Source organism: Micromonospora sp. NPDC049529 (assembly GCF_055586685.1).
This window is the reverse complement of sequence record NZ_JBVJHT010000015.1, coordinates 29,855-48,698: the sequence shown is the minus strand read 5'-3', so window position 1 is coordinate 48,698 and position 18,844 is coordinate 29,855. Positions and strand designations below refer to the sequence as shown.

Annotated in this window: 20 protein-coding genes and 1 pseudogene; 5 read left to right on the top strand and 16 right to left on the bottom strand. The window is 69.0% G+C overall.

Annotated elements, in window-relative coordinates; all coding sequences use genetic code 11:
* Positions 1 to 129: 129 nt before the first annotated feature.
* From ACZ6QQ_RS25480 to ACZ6QQ_RS25445, 8 genes and pseudogenes are all read right to left on the bottom strand, one after another.
* Positions 130 to 390, bottom strand: a pseudogene (locus ACZ6QQ_RS25480) (RICIN domain-containing protein); the annotation flags it as partial.
* A 290-nt stretch (positions 391 to 680) separates the two neighbouring features.
* On the bottom strand, positions 681 to 839 hold the full coding sequence (locus ACZ6QQ_RS25475) for a hypothetical protein (RefSeq protein ID WP_465879644.1): 159 nt from the start codon (positions 837 to 839) through the stop codon (positions 681 to 683).
* Between the two features lie 166 nt (positions 840 to 1,005).
* Positions 1,006 to 1,644, bottom strand: a complete 639-nt coding sequence (locus ACZ6QQ_RS25470) for a zinc metalloprotease (RefSeq protein ID WP_465879642.1) — start codon at positions 1,642 to 1,644, stop codon at positions 1,006 to 1,008.
* A 283-nt stretch (positions 1,645 to 1,927) separates the two neighbouring features.
* Entirely contained in the window at positions 1,928 to 2,779 is an 852-nt protein-coding gene (locus tag ACZ6QQ_RS25465; RefSeq protein WP_465879641.1) for an ABC transporter permease, read from the bottom strand.
* Positions 2,779 to 3,714, bottom strand: coding sequence for an ABC transporter ATP-binding protein (locus ACZ6QQ_RS25460; protein ID WP_465879640.1), 936 nt, complete (start codon positions 3,712 to 3,714; stop codon positions 2,779 to 2,781). Before ACZ6QQ_RS25460 ends, ACZ6QQ_RS25465 begins: the two co-directional genes overlap by 1 nt.
* 138 nt (positions 3,715 to 3,852) lie before the next feature.
* Positions 3,853 to 4,530: a response regulator gene (locus ACZ6QQ_RS25455; protein ID WP_465879639.1), complete on the bottom strand. Its 678-nt coding sequence runs from the start codon at positions 4,528 to 4,530 to the stop codon at positions 3,853 to 3,855.
* Entirely contained in the window at positions 4,527 to 5,711 is a 1,185-nt protein-coding gene (locus tag ACZ6QQ_RS25450) for a sensor histidine kinase (RefSeq protein ID WP_465879638.1), read from the bottom strand. Before ACZ6QQ_RS25450 ends, ACZ6QQ_RS25455 begins: the two co-directional genes overlap by 4 nt.
* 14 nt (positions 5,712 to 5,725) lie before the next feature.
* Entirely contained in the window at positions 5,726 to 6,004 is a 279-nt protein-coding gene (locus ACZ6QQ_RS25445) for a hypothetical protein (RefSeq protein WP_465879636.1), read from the bottom strand.
* Positions 6,005 to 6,286: 282 nt separating this feature from the next.
* On the opposite strand from ACZ6QQ_RS25445, the gene ACZ6QQ_RS25440 reads away from it, so the two are divergent.
* Positions 6,287 to 6,754, top strand: a complete 468-nt coding sequence (locus tag ACZ6QQ_RS25440) for a nuclear transport factor 2 family protein (protein WP_465879635.1) — start codon at positions 6,287 to 6,289, stop codon at positions 6,752 to 6,754.
* 530 nt (positions 6,755 to 7,284) lie between these two features.
* Here the strand turns inward: ACZ6QQ_RS25440 and ACZ6QQ_RS25435 are convergent.
* Together ACZ6QQ_RS25435 and ACZ6QQ_RS25430 are read right to left on the bottom strand one after the other, a co-directional pair.
* The gene (locus tag ACZ6QQ_RS25435) at positions 7,285 to 7,926 is read right to left on the bottom strand and encodes an NAD(P)-dependent oxidoreductase (protein ID WP_465879634.1); all 642 of its coding nucleotides are present in this window, start codon (positions 7,924 to 7,926) and stop codon (positions 7,285 to 7,287) included.
* Between the two features lie 56 nt (positions 7,927 to 7,982).
* Positions 7,983 to 8,345 (bottom strand): nuclear transport factor 2 family protein, encoded by a 363-nt coding sequence (locus ACZ6QQ_RS25430; RefSeq protein WP_465879633.1) that lies wholly within the window; start codon positions 8,343 to 8,345, stop codon positions 7,983 to 7,985.
* 59 nt (positions 8,346 to 8,404) lie between these two features.
* On the opposite strand from ACZ6QQ_RS25430, the gene ACZ6QQ_RS25425 reads away from it, so the two are divergent.
* Positions 8,405 to 9,418, top strand: a complete 1,014-nt coding sequence (locus ACZ6QQ_RS25425; protein WP_465879632.1) for a helix-turn-helix transcriptional regulator — start codon at positions 8,405 to 8,407, stop codon at positions 9,416 to 9,418.
* A gap of 492 nt (positions 9,419 to 9,910) precedes the next feature.
* On the opposite strand, the gene ACZ6QQ_RS25420 is transcribed toward ACZ6QQ_RS25425, so the two are convergent.
* From ACZ6QQ_RS25420 to ACZ6QQ_RS25400, 5 genes are all read right to left on the bottom strand, one after another.
* Positions 9,911 to 11,095, bottom strand: coding sequence for a lactonase family protein (locus ACZ6QQ_RS25420; protein ID WP_465879631.1), 1,185 nt, complete (start codon positions 11,093 to 11,095; stop codon positions 9,911 to 9,913).
* 240 nt (positions 11,096 to 11,335) lie between these two features.
* Positions 11,336 to 11,632: a hypothetical protein gene (locus tag ACZ6QQ_RS25415; protein WP_465879630.1), complete on the bottom strand. Its 297-nt coding sequence runs from the start codon at positions 11,630 to 11,632 to the stop codon at positions 11,336 to 11,338.
* Positions 11,629 to 12,822 (bottom strand): helix-turn-helix domain-containing protein, encoded by a 1,194-nt coding sequence (locus ACZ6QQ_RS25410; protein WP_465879628.1) that lies wholly within the window; start codon positions 12,820 to 12,822, stop codon positions 11,629 to 11,631. Before ACZ6QQ_RS25410 ends, ACZ6QQ_RS25415 begins: the two co-directional genes overlap by 4 nt.
* Positions 12,823 to 13,285: 463 nt before the next feature.
* Positions 13,286 to 13,825: a hypothetical protein gene (locus ACZ6QQ_RS25405; protein ID WP_465879627.1), complete on the bottom strand. Its 540-nt coding sequence runs from the start codon at positions 13,823 to 13,825 to the stop codon at positions 13,286 to 13,288.
* Positions 13,826 to 13,911: 86 nt separating this feature from the next.
* Positions 13,912 to 14,670 (bottom strand): hypothetical protein, encoded by a 759-nt coding sequence (locus ACZ6QQ_RS25400; protein ID WP_465879625.1) that lies wholly within the window; start codon positions 14,668 to 14,670, stop codon positions 13,912 to 13,914.
* Positions 14,671 to 14,774: 104 nt separating this feature from the next.
* Between ACZ6QQ_RS25400 and ACZ6QQ_RS25395 the strand changes: the two genes are divergently transcribed.
* Together ACZ6QQ_RS25395 and ACZ6QQ_RS25390 are read left to right on the top strand one after the other, a co-directional pair.
* Positions 14,775 to 15,518: a hypothetical protein gene (locus ACZ6QQ_RS25395; RefSeq protein ID WP_465879624.1), complete on the top strand. Its 744-nt coding sequence runs from the start codon at positions 14,775 to 14,777 to the stop codon at positions 15,516 to 15,518.
* Between the two features lie 128 nt (positions 15,519 to 15,646).
* Positions 15,647 to 16,366 carry a hypothetical protein gene (locus ACZ6QQ_RS25390; RefSeq protein ID WP_465879623.1) on the top strand — a complete coding sequence of 240 codons (720 nt, stop codon included), beginning with the start codon at positions 15,647 to 15,649 and terminating at the stop codon, positions 16,364 to 16,366.
* Between the two features lie 17 nt (positions 16,367 to 16,383).
* On the opposite strand, the gene ACZ6QQ_RS25385 is transcribed toward ACZ6QQ_RS25390, so the two are convergent.
* Positions 16,384 to 17,463 carry a TetR/AcrR family transcriptional regulator gene (locus tag ACZ6QQ_RS25385; protein WP_465879621.1) on the bottom strand — a complete coding sequence of 360 codons (1,080 nt, stop codon included), beginning with the start codon at positions 17,461 to 17,463 and terminating at the stop codon, positions 16,384 to 16,386.
* A 118-nt stretch (positions 17,464 to 17,581) separates the two neighbouring features.
* Between ACZ6QQ_RS25385 and ACZ6QQ_RS25380 the strand changes: the two genes are divergently transcribed.
* On the top strand, positions 17,582 to 18,805 hold the full coding sequence (locus ACZ6QQ_RS25380) for a cytochrome P450 family protein (protein ID WP_465879620.1): 1,224 nt from the start codon (positions 17,582 to 17,584) through the stop codon (positions 18,803 to 18,805).
* Positions 18,806 to 18,844 lie beyond the last annotated feature (39 nt).

Below are 18,844 nucleotides of genomic sequence, written 5' to 3'. Positions count from 1 at the left end.
CGGATAGAGGCGGGCGGTTCCCGCGGGGGCAGTGGGCCAAAACCCCCCCCCCCCCCCCCCCCCCCCCTTCCGGGGGGGGCTTCGGGGGGGGGGGGGGCCCCCCCCCCCCCCGGGACGGGGGAGGAAAGGTCAGGCGACCTGGGTGAGGCGCCAGCGTTGGTTGGCGCCACCGCCACAGGTCCACTGGATCAGGGTCGCGCCGTCGGCGACGGAGCTGCCGTTGACGTCCAGGCAGAGGCCGGAGTGGGCGGTCCGCAACTCGTACACGCCGGTGGAGGTCGCCACCGGCTGCCACCGCTGACTCGCCGCGGTGCCGCAGGTGACCCGGGTGATCCCGGTGCTGTTGACGGTGGACACCCCGTTGACGTCGGCGAGCTTGCCGCTGTGGGTGGCGGTGAGGGTCCTCGACGGTAGTCGAGGTCGACCCGGTCCAGTACGGTCACCCCGAAGAACCGTTTGGTGATCCCGGTCATCCGGAGTATCACCTGGTCAGATGCGTTGTCGATTGCCGCTGTGCGTGCGTCCGTCATCCGCGCCACCCCCGCATCCGGCGACCCTTGGCATCGAAGACTAGGCATTTATGACGTTCATGTAAAGCGCAAGTTACGTGCTCAGTCGTAAAACTTTTGCACTTGTAACCAAAAGTTGATGTGTTGCTCGGTCAAAGGATGTCCGGCTTATCATATTGAAGGTTGTTGTGCACAGTAGATGGCGAAGCTCAATGCCTGGTCGACCCCGGTGGAGCGGTACTGCTCCGCCGGACAGGCGTCGGCGTGATCGAGGGCGACGGCTCCACCGGCACCGAGCCGTGCCCCGGCGACCTGGTCGACGCCGACCACCGGGGCGGCTCCCGCTGCCGTGTCGTGCTCGCCCGCCGTCGCCGGATCGAGACCGTGCCGGGTGTGTCAACTGGCGCACAGGCCGATGGGCGGCTCCCGTTGGTGCTCCGGGGGTCGCCCATCGGCGGCGATTCAGTGGCAGCCTTGTGGAGCGCTGCCGCCCGACTCAGTAGTAGGCGTTGATGTGCATGATGTCGTGAGCGTGAAACGACCGCCACTGCATATCAGTGGCAGGTGCCGGTGGGTCGACCGCGACGTACATGGGGCAGTCGTGCTGGTGTGCGCCGCCGACGGAGTGGTGGCCGAGCCCGATCGTGTGGCCAATCTCGTGCAGGATGGTAGCCTGCTGGTCCTCCACGTCGTAATTGCCGATGTTCATTTCCGCGAAGTCGAGCGTGACCCGCCACTGGTCGCACCGAGTGGTAGAGCCGGAAATGAACGTGAGGCAACTCGCCTGGCCCGAGCCCCCGGGGAGATCTCCGTGGACGAACACGATGTCGGTGCCGCCCAGACACGCCTCCTCGATGTCGGAGAGGTCCGTCTGGACGTCCAGCTGGTTCATCGCCCACCGGACCCGGTCCGCGTGCTGGGCGGGCTGTCCGTTCCAGCTGCTGGTGAAACAGAAGGAGTGCCCGGCGCTGTCGGCGTACAGGGTCTCCGGGAAGGCGGTGGCCTGGGCGCTGCTCGGGACGGCGACGATGCCGAGCATCAGGACGACGGCCGCGAGGATGCGTCGTGTTCGACTTCCTCGTGTCCCGGCCGGTGCGGGCCGCGTGGCCCGCGCATTCGTGGATTGCGTGGTCATGGCTTGTCCACTCCGTCCTCAAGGGGATGACTGTGGACAAGTCTTCGAAACGGGCCTTGGATAAACCTTGTGGAATTCTGCCATCCCGACGTGATCGTCCTCTTGGGGGCTTTGTCGTGGACACCATTCAAACGCCGGGTAAACGAAACTATACCAAGGGAACGGAGTGCCGTGGCGTCCACGGTGGAGGGCGGCCCGCCGCCCGACGCTTCGATCCGGTGCGTCGGGCGGCTTCAGGAATCGTTCGGGCGTCCGAGCGGAGTCATTCCCGCTCCCGCTCCCGTTACGCGTCGCGGCGCTTCAGCATGATCGCGGCAGCGGCGAGGGCGGCCACGACGTAGCCGACGAAGACCGCCAGTCCGGCCCACGGGCCGAGCATTCCGGCGCCGGGCGTCACCGCCATGAACGACTCTCCGGCGTGCGAGGGCAGGTACGGACCGACCGCGTCGTTCCAGCTGCTCGGCAGCAGCGGGAAGAGACCGGGCACCACCAGCATCGCGCCGAACAGGGCGCCGATCGCGGCGGCCGTCCCGCGCAGCAGCGTGCCGAGTGCCAGACCGAGCAGGCCGACCCCGGTCAGGTAGACGGCCCCGCCGACCACCGCGCGGAACACGCCCGAGTCGAGCACGCTCACGCCCTGGGAACCCAGGATCTCCTGGCCGCCGAAGAACGCGGCCAGCACCGCGACCAGCGTCGCGGCCAGGGTCACCCCGCCGAACACGATGGCCTTGCCCCACAGCACCGGCAGCCGCCGGGGTACGGCGGCCAGAGTGGACCGGATCATGCCGGTGGAGTATTCACTCGCGACGAAGAGCACCCCGAGCACGCCGACGATCAGTTGACCGAGCTGCACCCCGCCGAGGCTGGAGCCGACCGGGTCGCTCGTGCCACCGGGCCCGAGGTCCATCGACTCACCGCCGATGCTTCCGGAGACCACGCCGGTGAAGAGCAGGCCGAGCGCGACCACGATGGCGGCGGCGGCGAGCAGTCCCGCCACCGTCGACCGCAGCGACCGCAGCTTGATCCATTCGGAGCGGACGACGCGGGCGAGGGTGACCCGACCGGTCACGGCGGTGCGGGTACGGGCGGTGGCGGTGGTGCCGACCAGTCGGGGTTCGAGGATCGCGGTGCTCATCAGGCGGCCTTTCCGGCGAGTACGGGCTCGGTGCTGGTCGCGGAGTATTCGACCGAGTCGTGGGTCAGCTCCATGAACGCCTCTTCCAGCGAGGCCTGCTGCACGGAGAGTTCGTGCAGGGTGACGCCGGCCAGGGCGGCCCGCTCCCCGATCTGCTCGGTGCTGAGTCCGGTGACCTCCAGCACCCCGCGTTCGGCGCTGCTGATCGTCACGTCCGGCCCGACGAGCAACTCGCTGAGCAGGTGCGACTGGGGGGAGCGGACGCGGATCCGGCTGCCGGAGGAGAGTTCGACGAACTTGTCCATCGACACGTCCGCGATCAGGCGGCCCTTGCCGACCACCACCAGGTGTTCGGCGGTCAACGCCATCTCGCTCATCAGGTGCGAGGAGATGAAGACGGTACGACCCTCGGCGGCCAGCCCCTTGAGCAGGTTGCGGATCCACCGCACGCCCTCGGGGTCGAGCCCGTTGACCGGCTCGTCGAGCAGCACCGTGTGCGGGTCGCCGAGCAGCGCGGAGGCGATGCCCAGGCGCTGGCCCATGCCGAGGGAGAAGCCACCGGCCCGCTTGCGGGCGACCTCGTGCAGGCCGACCAGGTCGATCACCTCGTCCACCCGTCGCTTCGGGATTCCGGTGGTGGCGGCCATGGCCAGCAGGTGGTGGTACGCCGACCGCCCGGTGTGCACCGCCTTCGCCTCCAGCAGGGCGCCGATCTCGTTCAGCGGCGCGACGTGGTCGGCGTACCGGCGGCCGTTGACCGTCACCGAGCCCGAGGTGGGAGCGTCCAGACCGACGATCATCCGCATGGTGGTGGACTTGCCCGCACCATTCGGACCCAGGAAACCGGTGACGATGCCGGGTCGCACGGTGAAGCTCAGATCGTCGACGGCGACCTTGTCGCCGTACCGCTTGCCCAGGTTCTTGACTTCGATCATGGTTTCGGGTGCTCCTCGTCGGGGCGGTGCCGCGTGCAGCGGCGCATGGCAACAACCATCGCTTTTGCTCGGGGTGCGCGTCGTCGTCCGCCCGTAGACACCTGACGTACTACGGAGGTGGTATATCGGATCAGTGACTCAGCGTGATGGTGGGTCGCTGGGGCGTACCAGGCCGCTCTGGTAGGCGATCACCACGAGCTGGGCCCGGTCCCGTGCGCCGAGCTTCGTCATCGCCCGGTTGACGTGCGTCTTCGCGGTCAGCGGCGAGACCACGAGCCGTTCGGCGATCTCGTCGTTGGAGAGCCCGGCGGCCACCAGCACCAGCACCTCGCGCTCACGTTCGGTGAGAAGATCCAGTTCTGCCGGCACCGAGGCGGAATCCTCCGGCTGGGACAGGAACCGGGCGATCAGGCCCTTGGTGGCCACCGGGGAGAGCAGCGCGTCGCCGCGTGCCACCACCCGGATGGCGTCCAGCAACTCGGCCGGGTCGACCCCCTTGCCGAGGAAGCCGCTCGCGCCGGCCCGGAGCGCCTGGAGGACGTACTCGTCGACCTCGAAGGTGGTCAGGATCAGGACCCGTACGCCGGACAGGCTCTCGTCCTCGGTGATCTGTCGGGTTGCGCCCAGCCCGTCCAGATCCGGCATTCGGATGTCCATCAGCACCACATCGGCCCGCGTCGTCCGGGCCAGCGCCACCGCCTCCAGGCCGGTGGTCGCCTCACCCACCACCTCAAGGTCCGGGGCGGAGTCGACCAGCACCCGGAACCCGGCCCGGATCAGGTTCTGGTCGTCGGCCAGCAGCACCCGGATCGTCATGGCATCTCCTGCCGCGCGGGCAGCACGGCCCGTACCCGGAAGCCACCCGGCACCGGTCCGGCGTGCATCGTGCCACCGACCGCCGTCACCCGCTCGCGCATGCCGAGCAGGCCGTGCCCGGTGCCCGTCGTCGGATTCGCCGCGGGCTCCTCCCGCCCGGCGTCGTTCTCCACCACGATGGTCAACTCGTCCGGTTGGTACCCCAGTCGCACCCGGGCGGACTCCCCGCCGTGTTTGTGCACGTTCGTCAGCGCCTCCTGCACCACCCGGTACGCGGCCAGGTCCGCCGCCGGGGACAGCGGGTACGGCTGCCCCGACAACCGCCACTTCACCGCCAACCCGGTCCGGTGGAACGAGTCGACCAGTTCCTGGAGCCGGTTCAGCGTCGGAGTCGGCTCGGTCGGTGCGGCGGCGTCGTCGGACTGGCGCAGCACACCCAGCACGGTCCCGAGTTCGTCCAGGGCCGCCCTGCCCGCCTGACGTACGTGCCCGAGCGCCTCCTCGGCCGCCTCCGGGTTGGTACGCAACACGTGCCCGGCCACCCCGGCCTGCACGTTGATCAGGGCGATGTTGTGCGCCATCACGTCGTGCAGGTCGCGGGCGATGCGCAGCCGATCCTCGGCGACCCGCCGCCGCGCCTCCTCCTCCCGGCTCTGCTCGGCCCGGGTGGCGCGCTCCTCGACGGCGACGATGTAGTCGCGATGGTTGCGGACGGCGTCACCGACGGCGGTGGCGAGACCGCTCCAGAGGGCCAGCACGACTTTCTCGGAGTCGAGCCAGGAACCCCTGGACGAGGAGTAGATGGCGCCGACGACCAGCAGCAGGGCGGTGAACGTGCCGGCGATGACCGCGGTGGCCCGGTTCGTGGTCACGGCGACGGTGTAGACCGCGATCACGACCGCGAAGGTGGCCAGGTTGCGGGCGGCACCGAAGGCGATCGACGCCGCCGTCGCGGCACTGCAGAACGCGAGCACCGGCAGCGGCCAGCGACGGCGCAGCGCCACGGCCGCGCAGACGAGCGCACTGAAGGCGATCTCGCCCGCGTTCAGTTCGCCCCGGGTGGGGGCGGGGTCGACCAGCGGTTCGCCGACGCTGATCGCGAACAGCCCGACGGCGGCAGCGGCATCAAGGGCATAGGGGTGGAACCGGGCCGTACGCCGCCACCACCCCATATCCCACATACCGCGACGTTACGTCAACGACGGGTGAGCCTGCCCAGCGCGACGAGGATCAGGACAGGTACGAACGCATCCCCGAACCAACCCAGGGCGTACGCCGCCGCCGTGCGCATCTCAGCGTCGTCGTCACGGAGCAGGGTCCGCAACAGCGTCGTGCCGGCCCGGACCGCGCCGTAGACGGCCAGCTCGATGTGGGCGGCCACCCGCCGCTGGTCCTGGTCGGAGAGCGAACCGTAGTAGGTGTAGCGGTCCTCGCCGTCCTCGCCGTCCGCCAACTCGGGTGCCGCACTCGGCACGGTGTACGCACTCGCCTCGTACCTGGTGCTCTGGTGGAAGATGTTGCTGGCACCGTCGGATATCAGAATGGTGTGAATTGCCTGGGGCGGCTGCCATGGCGGCGGCCCCTACGGTGGGTCGTCGGTAGGGCCACCCGATGCGGCGCACTGGGGCCAGTGCGCCGCACGCTCCGGATGGCGGCACAAGGCCCGCGCGGCTTCCGGTCGGGTGCCCACCTCACGCACCACTGGCGGATTCGGCGAAGCGACCCGTCCAGGCCTGCGGTGCGGGAGAGTAGGACCATGTCCAACTCAGCGGCGGCCGGGGCCCCGTCCAGCGAGCGGATCATCGAAAACCTGATCGCCGCGTACGCCGAACTCATCGACGACGGCCACTTCGCCGAACTTGGTGACCTGCTCGCGGATGCCACCTTCACCTTCAACGGCGGCGTTCCCGCCAGAGGTCGGGACGCTGTCGTCAAGCAGTTGACCGACACCACGATGGTCCATGAGGACGGCACACCGCGGACCCGACACCTCGTCACCAACGTCATCATCGAGATTGATGAGGAGGCGGGCACCGCCCTCTCCCGGTCCTACTTCACCGCGCTACAGGCACTTGCGGACTTCCCGCTGCAACCGGTGGTTTCCGGTCGCTGCCGGGACCGTTTCGAGCGTCGCGACGGGCAGTGGCGCTTCGTGGAACGGCAGGTGACCGCCGACTTCTTCGGCGACGTCAGCCACCACATACGCCCCGGTGCCAGCCAGTAGGGCAGTGCTGTCAACCCGCGAACTTGGTCCACGTGCTGCGTTGGTGCCCTCTCGCGGTGGATTGACCACGAGACGCACCTGAGCTGCGAGTAGGGTCAGAAGCTGTTGTCGGTGGTGCTCCCGCTTGGCAGTGCGGTGCCGGCCCGCAGTTCATCACGGTCCTGCGGGGCGTCCGGGTGTCCGTCTGAACGGCGGCCGGTTGCGGACCCGCCCGAATCGGGTCCGCGCCGACAAGGCGTGCATCTCGGGGGCCAACCGGCGACATCTACGCCAGCGAGGCATCAAGGCAACCATCCCAGGTAAGGCCATCCCAGGTAAGGCGGACTGTGCCAAGGGGTCGAAGGACGGCCAACCGCCAGCCTTCGACCCCTTGGATCTAGTCCGCAACGCCATGCGGTGGAGCGCGACATCAACCGGCTCAAACGCAACCGCGTCGTGGCCGTCGGCTTCGACAAGCTCGCCGTGCGCTACCAGGCCACGATCCATCTCGCTGCGGTCAACGAATGGCTTTGACTGGTTCGATGCCGATCCTAGTAGCCCAAAGTGAAACGGGTTTGGTGGTGTGCGGGCTTTTCAATTTCGTCGGCGAAGGCGGTGGCGTAGTCCGGGCCGGAGATGTCGGAGTTACCGTCGGCCCCGACGATGATGACATCAGTTCCGAGGCGGAAGGTGCCGGTCTTCGATCCGGGGTTGTGCGAGCCGAAGTTCCCGGGCGGGCTGAGGTAGAACCAGTCGACGGTGGTGTCCGCCGCCTTCAGCGCGTCCAGAGCACGGGAATGAGCCTCTGCCTCGGCCTTGTACTCCTCCGGGAAGCCCGCGTCGATCACCCGCGGACCGCCCTCGGCGACGAACAGGCTCGCGGCCCCTCCGACCACACCGAGACGCGCGCCGTTGGCCTCGGCAGCGCCCAACAGCGCCGGAACGGCCGTCGCCAGCTCGTGCCCGTCGGTCAGGGGTCGGATGGCCACGACGACCGCGTCCGCTCCCTGTGCGGTCTCGGTGAGGAACGCGGAGTCGTAGAGGGACCCGGCCCGCACCTCAAGGCGTTCCCTCGGGGCCACCTCGGCGGTATTACGGGCGACGCCGATCACGTCGTGGCCGCGCTCAAGTAGCTCATTGGCGATGTGGTCGCCGGCATAACCAGTGATTCCGAAAATGACAATCGTAGACATGGTTCTTCCTTTGCTGTGATCGTTGATTGCTGGATAGCGCTCACAAATGGCGAGAGTCAAGCGCCAGAGACGATGGCACCGAACGCCGCGCTGTCGTAGATCAGCTGACCGCTGGACACACGTCCATCGACAACAGTGAACCACCCACCGGTGGTCAACGCGCCCACACCAGCCGGACCCTGAAGCAGGATCTCGTACAGCGCCGCGACATCATTGCCGTCGACAACCCACCGTAGGACCCGGTGTCCGCGAACGATCTCCAGCAGGCCCTTTCCGAGCTGGAACAGCTCGTCCGCACTACGCGCGCTGGCGAACGGCCCTACCAGGGTGAAGTCCTCGGTGACGGTCTCACGAGCGGCGTCGACGTCGCCCGAGTAGAAGGCGACAAAGAAGCGCTCGACAACGTCCTGGGCGTTCATGGCAATCCCTCCGAAAATCTGGGTCCTGGTCGGGCATTCCCGGCTCTCGAAAAAAGGCTATGGGGGAATCAGGACAACTCCGGTCCGGGTCATGGTGGAAGATCCAGGATGTGATCGGTACCTCAGCCCGCCTGCTGCAACTACTCTCGCTGCTCTCGGCGCGACCGTCCTGGACATCCGGCGAACTGGCCGCCCGGATGAAGATCACCGACCGCACGGTACGACGCGACATCGCCAAGCTGCGGGAACTCGGATACGGCATCGAGTCCGACCCCGGGCCCCAGGGCGGATACCGCCTCAGCCAGGGCACCCGAGCACTACCCCTGATCCTCGACGAGGAAGAGTCCCTCGCCGTGGCCGTCGCACTACGCGAGGCCGCACTCAGCGGCATCCTCGGAAGCGACCAGGCCGCACTGTCGGCCCTGCTGAAACTGCAACAGGGCCTACCGCACCGGATCGCGGACCGGCTGAACGCGATGGACGCCGCATTCGTACACACCTCCAGGCCCGACGAGCACCACATCACGGCCGGAATACTGCTGGAACTCGCCACCCTGTGTCGCCGCAGCGAACGAACCCGCCTGTCGTACCGGGCCCTGAGCGGGAAGGCCACCGTCCGGGACGTCGACCCATATCGCCTCGTGCGCACCGGACACCGCTGGTACCTCGTCGCCCGCGACGTCACAAAAGGTGAATGGCGCACATTTCGTGCCGACCGAGTAATACAGGTCCAGTCGACAGGGCAGGTGGTGAAAATCATCAACCCACCCGACCCGGCCCTCCTCGTCGCGCAAGGTCTCACACAAGGCGTGTACGCGCACTACACGACGATCCGCCTCCCGCTACCCATGGACCGGGCGCTCCAGTTGGTCCCGCCCACGATCGGCACCCACCGTGCGGACGGACCCGAGGCCACCATCGTCGAGATCGGCGGCTCCACAGCCGACAGCCTCGCCCGATACCTGCTCGGCCTCGGCGTCCCGCTCCACGTGCTGTCACCCGACGACGTACGGCAGGCACTGCTACGCCGTGCCCGAGACCTGTTCGAAGGCAACCAAGGCAGCGAGCCCTAACCAGTAGACGTCGCACCGGACAGGCCCACCGGCCTTCCCGAGGGAGGGGACCAGACAACGGCCACGGACGCCAAACAGGTCGAGCGGCGACAGGACACTGTGTCACAAGCCAACCCGGCTTCGAGCCAGCGGTGACGACCTGACGGTCCACGTGGGGCACCGCAATCTCGTACCGTGAGTCGAACACGACCCAGGACCACGGTCTCGTGGTCGGCGGTGCGGGCGGCGTACGCGTGCCAGTCGCCCGCTGCTGCGCGCTGCCATACCACGGCGCCGCTGATGTCTATGTCAAGGCAGCGGGCAAGCACCGCGGCGGGGCGAGCAACTGCTCCGGTACGTCGCCAGCCGAACCGTAGGCGTGCTCCAGCGCGGCCCACTCGACCCGGGTCAGTCCTTCCCACATGGGCGGGAACGTACGACAGGCCACCGACTTTCCTCGACGTGCCGTTGGCCCCGGTCGGTGACCGGGCCCAACGCTGGGAAAGACCGGGTTCAGGAGGCGGCGATGCCTTCCATGCCGGTCCCGTTGGCGAACTGCGGCAGCCCGGTGACGGTGGTGATCAGCGTCAGCGAGCCGTCCTCGTTGACCTTGTACCCCTGCACGTTGCCGGCCCCCGCGTTCTGGACGTAGAGGACTCCGTCGGCGGTGGTCATGTCGATCGAGCCACCGCCGGTGTCGGCGGCGACCGCCGCGACCAGCACCAGGTTGCCGTCCTCGCCGACGGTGTAGGCGCTGATCGTGGAACTGCCGGCGTTGGCGACGTAGAAGTAGTCGCCGACCCGCTCGATCCAGCAGGAGGCGGTCTGCCCGTTCGGCACCGACGGGCCGATCTGGGTGAGCGTGCCGTCACCGCTGACCTGGTAGCGGGTCACCGCGTTGGTGCCCGACTCGGCGACGAGCAGCTTGCCGTCCTCGTCGAAGGTGAAGCCGAACGGGGTGCCCGGGTCGGGGTTGCTGACCGGCTCCTTCGACAGGCGGCCGTCCTCCTCGATCCGGAAGGCCTCGATCACGTTGTTGCTCTTCGTGGTCACGAGTACGACCCGACCCTCGGGGTCGACGCCGACCTGCGCGGGCGCGCTGCCGAACGCGGGCGGGTTGGCGTTGTTCAGGTCGAGCGAACGGGTCGAGTCCTCGATCCGGGCGAGCTTCTCCTCTTCGATCCGGAAGCCCTGTACCGAGCCGGCGCCGCCCGCGTTGAGGACGTACACGAGGTGCTTGTGCACGGAGATGCTGACCGGCAGGAGACCGCCGGACCAGACCACGTCGAGCAGTTCCAGCTTGTCGCCGTCGACGCGGAACAGGCTGACGGTGTTGCTGCCGGCGTTGACCGCGAACAGCAGACCGTCGGAGTAGATCAGCGAGCCCTGCGAGGCGAGCGCGTCGACCGGCGGGCCGATGGTGGCACCGCCGAGGCCGCCGGTCTGGTACTCACCGGCCATGGTGAGCACACCAGCGTCATCACGGTCGAAGACCTGGATCGTGTTGCCGAGAGGCTTGTTGGTCTGGACGAAGACCGCGCCGTCGTCGCCGTCCTTGTCGTGGTGGCCGCCGCCGTCCCGGTGCGAGCCGTCCCACGCCGGGCCGTCGTCGCGGGCCGAGTACGCGGGCGTGGAAGCGGCGAACCCCCCGGCCAGCCCGCTGAGTACGACCGCAGCAAGAATCCGCTTTCGGAGCATGAGTCATCCCTCTAACGTTCGAAACGTGAATAGGAAGAGTTTTCCTGTTTCGAGGCTAGGGCGAGGTATCGGCGAGTCAGGGCCGCTTCCCCGAAAGATGCACCCGAGGGGGGAGCGTGCCTGTTACATGACCCGATTCAGCCGATCACGGCACTGATCGGTCGCGCAGGCCGTAGAATGCGCCGGGTAATAGGGCGTACCGATAACCGGGGTGACGGTCGATAAACCGGACCGCGGTGGTCAGACCGATCGGAGTCGGCGCCGGACCGGGGGGTCGGTAATCCAGCCGACGAACCGGGCGTCGACCTGCTCGGGGCTCAGCTCGTCCAGATCCCGGACCGCGCGGTCCCGGAAGCGTCCCATCACCTCGACCAGTTGCCGGCGGTTGTGCCGGTACAGCGTCCACATCCGTCGGCGAAAAACCTGGCAGGGCCATTCCTCGGCGTCGTCGCGGCACAGCCAGTCCTCACCCGGCCGATGCGGCGCCCCCATCGGGTCATCGGCCACGTCGTCGCTGGTCTCCTGCTCCCCGGTCACACCCGCGCTCCCATCCGGTCGGCCAAGTCCGTCACCAGTGCCGGCGGCACACCTCTGGTCCGCCGGAGGATCCCCGTCACCACCTCGTGCGCGACCGGTCGGGTACGAATCTCGGCCGGAGCGTGCTGCTCGGCCTCCACCAACGTGTTCCCGGCCCGGATCAGGTCCCCGACCAGTACGTGACCGCGCGCCACGTCGAGCAGGTGCTGCGCCCGGCGCTCGGGCAACAGCGCGTCGAACAGCCTCGGGCTCAGACCCCGGTGGATCGTCACCGCCTGCCGGCCCTCAGCCAACTCGACCGCCGCCGCCACACGGTGCAGCTCGACGTTCGTCGGCCCGAACGACGTCCAGTACCGGTTCGCGTCGGCCCCCAACCTGTCGGCGGCGACCGTCGCCTCCCGGAGCAGTTCTCGCACGCTCGCATCGTCGCCCATCCGCGCCGCCGCCATCGTCCCCTGCAACAGCAGCGACCCGTACACCGATACTCGATCAAGATCCGACCAGGTGGAACCGTCCGGCGCGAGCCGGTGTGCCAGGACGACGTTCGCCTCGAACGCGGCCCGGTCGTCGCCGGCCGCCAGCAGCGCGTTGGCGAACCGGGTCGTGCCGGTGCCGGCCAGCAGCGGATCGTCCGCGTACGACGCGAGCGCGATCGACCGTTCGGCGGTCAGTCGGGCCAGGTCGAAGGCCCCGAGCTTGCGCGTCATCGACGAACTGACCTGGTACACCTGCGCGAGCAGTCGCGCGGCCGTCACGGCGCTGTCGCCACTGTGGCACGCCTGCGCAGCCCTGGCCTGCCGCAGCAGCGTCGGCAGTGTCGGGACCAGTGCGTCGTACCGGGCGTGCTGGAACGCCAGCCACGTGTGCCGGACCGCGCGAGCCAGCTCGTCCAACGCCGGACCGTAAAACTCGGGGCCGTCCGGTTCAGGACCGGAAGCGGAACTCCCCGGCCGGGCGGCCGGGGCGTAGCGGGCGAGGGCCGCTCGCAGCCGTTCCAGGTCGATCGGGTCGGTCGGGGTCAGCCGGGCGGTGCTCGACGCACGGCCGAGCAGGGTGTCCACGCTGACCTGTAGCACCGTGGCCAGCTCGTGCAGGGTCGAGAACTTGTCCAGCCGCCGTTGACCCCGCTCGACCTTGTCGACCCAGCTCTTCGACTTACCGACCCGATCGGCGAACACCTGCTGGGACATCTTCCGCGCAAGGCATCCGAGCAACGGACGCCCTCGAAGTGAAGTGGGGCGTCCACCCCGCAGGCCAGGCGCGACCGCAGTGGTCGACCGACGAGCGGCGAACCACCCTGGTCCTGCTGGTGAGTGGAAGGTTCCGTGTCGACCTGTCGTTGAGCAGCGTCCTACTTGAGCGCCAGGGCGACTACGCCGTCTGGGGACCGGGGATCGATCACTCATGGCAGGCCGAAGAAGACTCGGTCGTGCTCACCGTACGATGGCCCTCCCTCCCAGCCCGAGAAGCCGCCCCATCAACCGCCAAAAAGTCCCCACAGCCCGTGATCTAGGGCAAATACGTGTGAGTTGATCTCCCTGCACCACCATTTGCCCTAGATCGCGGGGCAGGGCGCTTCGGCGTGCCGGTGTTGGTGGTGTTGGGGGGTACGGCGAATCCGTACGGATGCCGTCAGGCCGGGCTGGCTCGTGCCTAGGCCCGAGCTATCCGGAGTACGGCCTGCTTCTGGGCGACCGCCACGACCTCGAACTGGGTTTGACTGACGGTGAACCGGGCCCCCGGACGCACGGTGAACCTGCCGCTCGCCGGAGCCGACGCCGACGCGCCGACCACCAACACCTCACAGGTGATGGGCACGTCGCAACTGAACCTGGCGGGGCCACCGGCCACCGGGATCAGCAGGATGGCCTCGTCCTCCTCGATCGAGGAGACGGCAATCGACATCACCCCGGAACCCCGATCGAGCTTGAACATGTTCGACGGCATCACGGTCACCTCGCAGCTCCCGTCCCCGCACGCGTCGAGCCGGGTGCCGTCCGCCGCGACCGGCAGCGCGGTCGGGGCGGGCGTGGGTGATGGCGACGGTGCGGACGGGGTAGCGGGGCTGGTGGCTGACGTTGCCGGCGCGGTCGGGCCGGCGGGCTCGGGCTCCGGGGTGGCCCCGCACCCCGCCAGGGCGAGTACGACCGGCGCGGCGACCAGCCAACGGGCGAGTTCGACTTTGTGTGCCATGGTTCCCATCCGACCAATTCGGCGTGGCGAGGGGCACCCCGGTGGCAACAATCGGCCACGCCGGCTCGGCCGGGGTCGGAAGATCGTCAGCGGAAGCGTATGCGGTCGACGATCAGCCAGATGGCGGTGATAGTGGCGGTGATGCAGCCCAGCCCGCAGGCGAGAATGAGGATACTGAGCCCGCCGAGCGCGGCGTCGCTCAACTGCTCGACCCCCTCCACGTAGCCGGGCGAGAATTCGTCGGATTGTTCGTCGTTCGTCATGATGAAATTCGCGGCCCACCAGGTCGTCCAGCCGAAGGCGACGGCGAGGACGGGGGCCAGCCAGAGCAGGATGCCCACCCAGCGGGATTCATGCTGTCTGCCGACCGTCTGCGGGCAGCGGCTTTTCAGCGTCTCCGCCATTGCCCTGGCATCACGGGTGAGACCGTTGAACTGCAATCGGCCGCCGCCGTGGAAGCTGACCAGACAACCGAAGTCCCAGCCGAACCGGGAACTGCCGGACTTCTCGGTCGCGACAACCCCGTAGACCTGCTCCCAGGTCCAGGTCCGCCGGCTGCCCCAGCTGACATGCACGAAACCGCGCTCGTGGATCTCGTACGACTCGGCGAAGCCGCCACGTATCGCCTTCGCCAGTTGCGTCAGTGCGAGCGGCAGTGCTGCCACGACGATAACCAACGAGTAGCCCATCAGCCGGCCGAAACTGGTGGGGAGCCAGTTGTTGGCGAGCAGGAGCGCCACCCCACCCGTCGGAGCGCCTGCGATCAGGAGCGCCCCGATTCCCAGAGCCCAGCGCCGGCCGTTGTCGACCCGATGGATGCTGACGAGTCCCCCGAGTGGCTGCATCCCAACGAGGGTAACCGTCTCGCCGCGACACAGTGACGCGTGCGGTTCTGTTGGCAGGTACAGGTCTTTGTCGTCGTCCGGGACCCGCGTGACACCATCCACCCGTGGATTCCGCTGATGTCGATTCCCGTACGATCCCGGTGCTGGTAACCCTTGCCCGGCACGCCGATTCCGACGTACGGCTTCGGGTTGCGCGGTCCCTGCCGGCCGCGATCGGTGAAGCTGTCGACGGTCCGGGTGTGGAGGCGTTGATTGGTCTGTGTGCCGACCCCGACCGGGAGGTACGCAACTGGGCGACGTTCGGGCTCGGCTGGCAGACCAACGCTGACGGCAACCGGGTCCGGCAGGCGCCCTGGGAGCGCACCACCGACAGCTACGACGAGGCGCGTGAGGAAGGTATTCGGGGGCTGGCCAGGCGGCGGGACTCGCGAGCGCTTTCGCTGCTGGCCGGGTTGTTGGCGCAGTCGAGCGCCCACGTCCTGACCTTCGACGCGGCGGCGTTCCTGGCTGATCCGGTGTTGCTGCCGCTGCTGAACAAGTTCGACGCGGCCGACCGGGGTGTGGCCGTGGCGGTACGGGAGTGCGACCCGGTCCTTCGCGCTCGCCGGGACGCGTTCGCCTTCGCGCTGTTCGACGCCCTGCACGCGCGCCTGCCCCAAGCCGGGATAGCGCTGTACGCCGAACGTTTCGAGCTCGGCCTGCACATCGAGGTCGTTCTCGGGGCGGCGTCCACCCAGCCGCGGCTGTGGTGGGTCGAGGGCCTGATTGACCGCGCCGGAGGCGATCCCGACCGGGCCGCACAGTTCGTCGTTCGTGACCTGTCGGCGGGGTCGACTGTCGGTCTGTAGTCGTTGTCTCCCATACGACTTGTCCGGCCGACACCACGGGCGGTGAGGCTATACATACCTGAGCCGCGTACGCGGTGGGGGTTGGGCGCGGAATCCCTCCCTAGACCGCGCCGTTTGAGGAGTGCACGATGGCCGAGGCAGTTCACAACGTCACGAAGACGAAGGCGCAGATCATGGCCGACGTGCAGGACGCCATCGACGCTTCGGTGCTGGTGAACGTGGTGGTGGCCAACCCGTGGAACACGCTGAACCAGAACAACCTGGTGACGCAGAGCGGGTTCAACGCCTGGGCGCCGGCGCTCATGGGCCCCGGTGCCCAGCTGAAACCCCTGACCAACCAGATCAAGCTCGGGTTGGACCTCGCACTTCGCACCAAGAGCGACCCGGAGATCTACGCCGCCCTCGGGCAGGCGTACCTGCGGATGGGGAACGAGCGCCTCCTGGCGGCGAAGAAGACGCCGGCCGTCGGCACCTGCCTGGACATCTGTTGCCTGGCGGTGGCACTCCTGGGCTCGCAGTTCAGGGCGTTGTTCAACCCGACCAGCACCATCGAGGTCGTTCTCATGGCCACCCCGGGGGAGGCCGCGCACGCCCTGATCGTGGTGGATCGCGCGCAGGACAGCACACTGAGCGACTACCGGACCTGGGGGCCGAACGCCTTCGTCGTCGACCAGTGGTACGCGCTCCAGCGCAACGCGCTGCCGGGATCGCGGGCGGTCAAGGACCTCGACGCGAACGGCCCGCTCCACGACCCGAGCTTCATCCCCTTCCTCACCGTGAGCAGGTTGCAGAAGGCCGTCGTACTGGCGCGGAAGGGCATTTTCACCGCGCAGGACTTCATTTCCTGACAGCGAGGAAGTAGCCGTCAGGCCGGGCCGCCGCTGGACGCGGCGGCGTGGCAGGCGCCCCAGCCGTCCGCGCGGGCGACGATCCGGCCGGCCCGGACCGCGACGGCGGTCTCGGTGGCGTCGCTGACCGAGGGTACGCCCGCCGCCGCCGCCACCAGCGCGTGCCGATCGTGTACGACCCGCAGCCGTGGCCAGGCCGATGGTCGGATCGCCTGGCGCAGGCAGCCCCGAAGCTCGGCGACGGTGAGCCGGGCCAGTGGCGCCAACTCGTCCGGGGCGCTGCTGACCAGGACCGCCGTGACGTCGGCGCCGGACGGGGCGGCGCGTACGGCCTCTTCGATGGCGGAGAGCCGGTGCAGGCCGAGGACGGCCACCACCCCGTCGCCGTCCAGTCGGGCGGGTTCGTCGCGCAGGGCGTCGGTCGCGGCCGGCGGCGACCAGGGTTCGTCGGTGGGGCGCGCCTGCGGGATCTGGGTGAGGTGCGGCGCGTCCCAGCGATCGTCCAGGTCGAGGTCGGCGAGCTGGGCGACGGCACTGACCACACTGAACGGTTCCACGAATCCGGGCGCGGCGGCGGCCAGCTGGGTCGCGCCGTGCAGGGTGGTGAGCGCTGCCTCGGCCACCCGTACCCGGCGGCCGGTCGGTGTTCCGGTGCGGTGCAGCCGTTCCAGGGCGAGCCCGAGCACGATCGCGTCCAGGTGCACCAACTGGGTGTACGGCAGCCGGGTCCGCTCGGCGGCGAGGATCTCCGGGATCAGGTCCGTGCCGAGGCGGGCGGTGCCGGAGGAGTCGGTGGCGAGGGGGAGTCGGGCGAGCCAGGCGCGGGCGAACTCGGCGAGTGCCGTACGCGGTGAGGTGCCCGGATCCCGGTACGGCGGCTCCGGCGCCCGCTCGACCTCCTCGGCGAGTACGGCGAAGTAGAGCGCCTGTTTGCCGGGGAAGTTGGAGTAGACCGCGCCCCTGGTGAGTTCGGCCCGCTCGGCGATGCTGTCGATTTTGGCGTCCCGGAACCCGCGCTCGACGAACTCGTCCCGGGCGGCGGCGAGCACCCTCGCGCGGTTGCGTTCCTGCGTCTGCGCCCTGTTGAGCCGGCCCATCGTTCTCCTTCGCCGTCGCGCCGACACTCCCGGCGTTGCCGAGTGCCACCGGTTCAAGATACCGTCACCATTCAGATGATCCCATCATCTGTTGCGAACATCTGAGATTGGAGCACCGTTGACCGGCACCGGAACCCCGACGAACGCCGTACCCGAGATCGACCTGACCGGCGCCGAGGTGCTGGGTGACCCGTTCGCCGCGTACGGCGACGTCCGCGAACGGTCGCCACTGGCCCGGATCCAGGCACCCGGATTCGGACCCATCTGGGCGTTCACCCGGCACGAGGAGGCCCGGGCGATGCTCGGCGACCCGAGGTTCGAGCTGACCTCGGCCAGTTACGCCCGTCCCGACGTACCCGAGCACTGCCTGGCCTACATGCGGACCATGCAGGAGATGGACGGCCCGGAGCACCTGCGGCTGCGCCGGCTGGTGTCGCCCGCGTTCACCGCCCGCCGCGCCGCCGAGTTCCGGCCCCGGATCGAACCGATCGTCGACCGGCTTCTCGACGACCTGGCCGAGCGGGCGGCACGGGCCGGGGACGGGTCGGTGGACCTGCTGCTGCACTTCGCCCGGCCGCTGCCGATGGACGTCATCTGTGAACTGGTCGGCATCCCCGAGGACAGCCGTCCACAGTGGAGAGAATGGGGCGCCGCCGTCGCCACCGGCTGGGGGCAGGCGTTCGCCGAGGCGATTCCGCAGATCATGGCCAGGGCCCGGTCGGCGGTCGCGCACCGCCGGGTCGAGCCCGGCGACGACCTGATCTCGGACCTGATCCGGATCCGGGAACAGGACGGCGACCGGCTCGACGACACCGAACTGGTCACCCTGGTCTGGCACCTCGTCCTCGCCGGTCAGACCCCCACCAACCTCATCGCCAACGCGGTCGAGACCCTGCTCACCCACCCCGGCCAACTCGCCGCACTGCGCCGGGACCCCGACCTGATGCCACGCGCCGTGGAGGAGCTGACCCGCTGGGCCGGGCCGCAGCTGATGACCATTCCCCGGTACGCGCGCGAGGACGTCGCGGTCGCCGGGGTGCAGATCGGCAGGGGCGAAGCGGTCACCGCCGTGATCGCCGCCGCCAACCGCGACCCGCGCGCCTTCCCCGACCCCGAGACACTCGACCTGAGCCGCCCGGCCGAAGGGGCGGCCCACCTCGGCTACGCCCACGGCCCGCACTTCTGCCTCGGCGCCGCGTTCGCCCGGACCCAGGTCGAGGTCGCGCTCGCCGGGCTGCTCCGTCGCTTCCCCGACCTCGCGCTCGCCGGCTCGCCGACCCGGCCCGGCCGGCTGCCCGATCCCGGCACCTGGCGGCTCGCGGCGCTGCCCGTGACCCTCTGACTGACCCCCGTGACCCTCTGAACCGCCGCCCCGCACCGG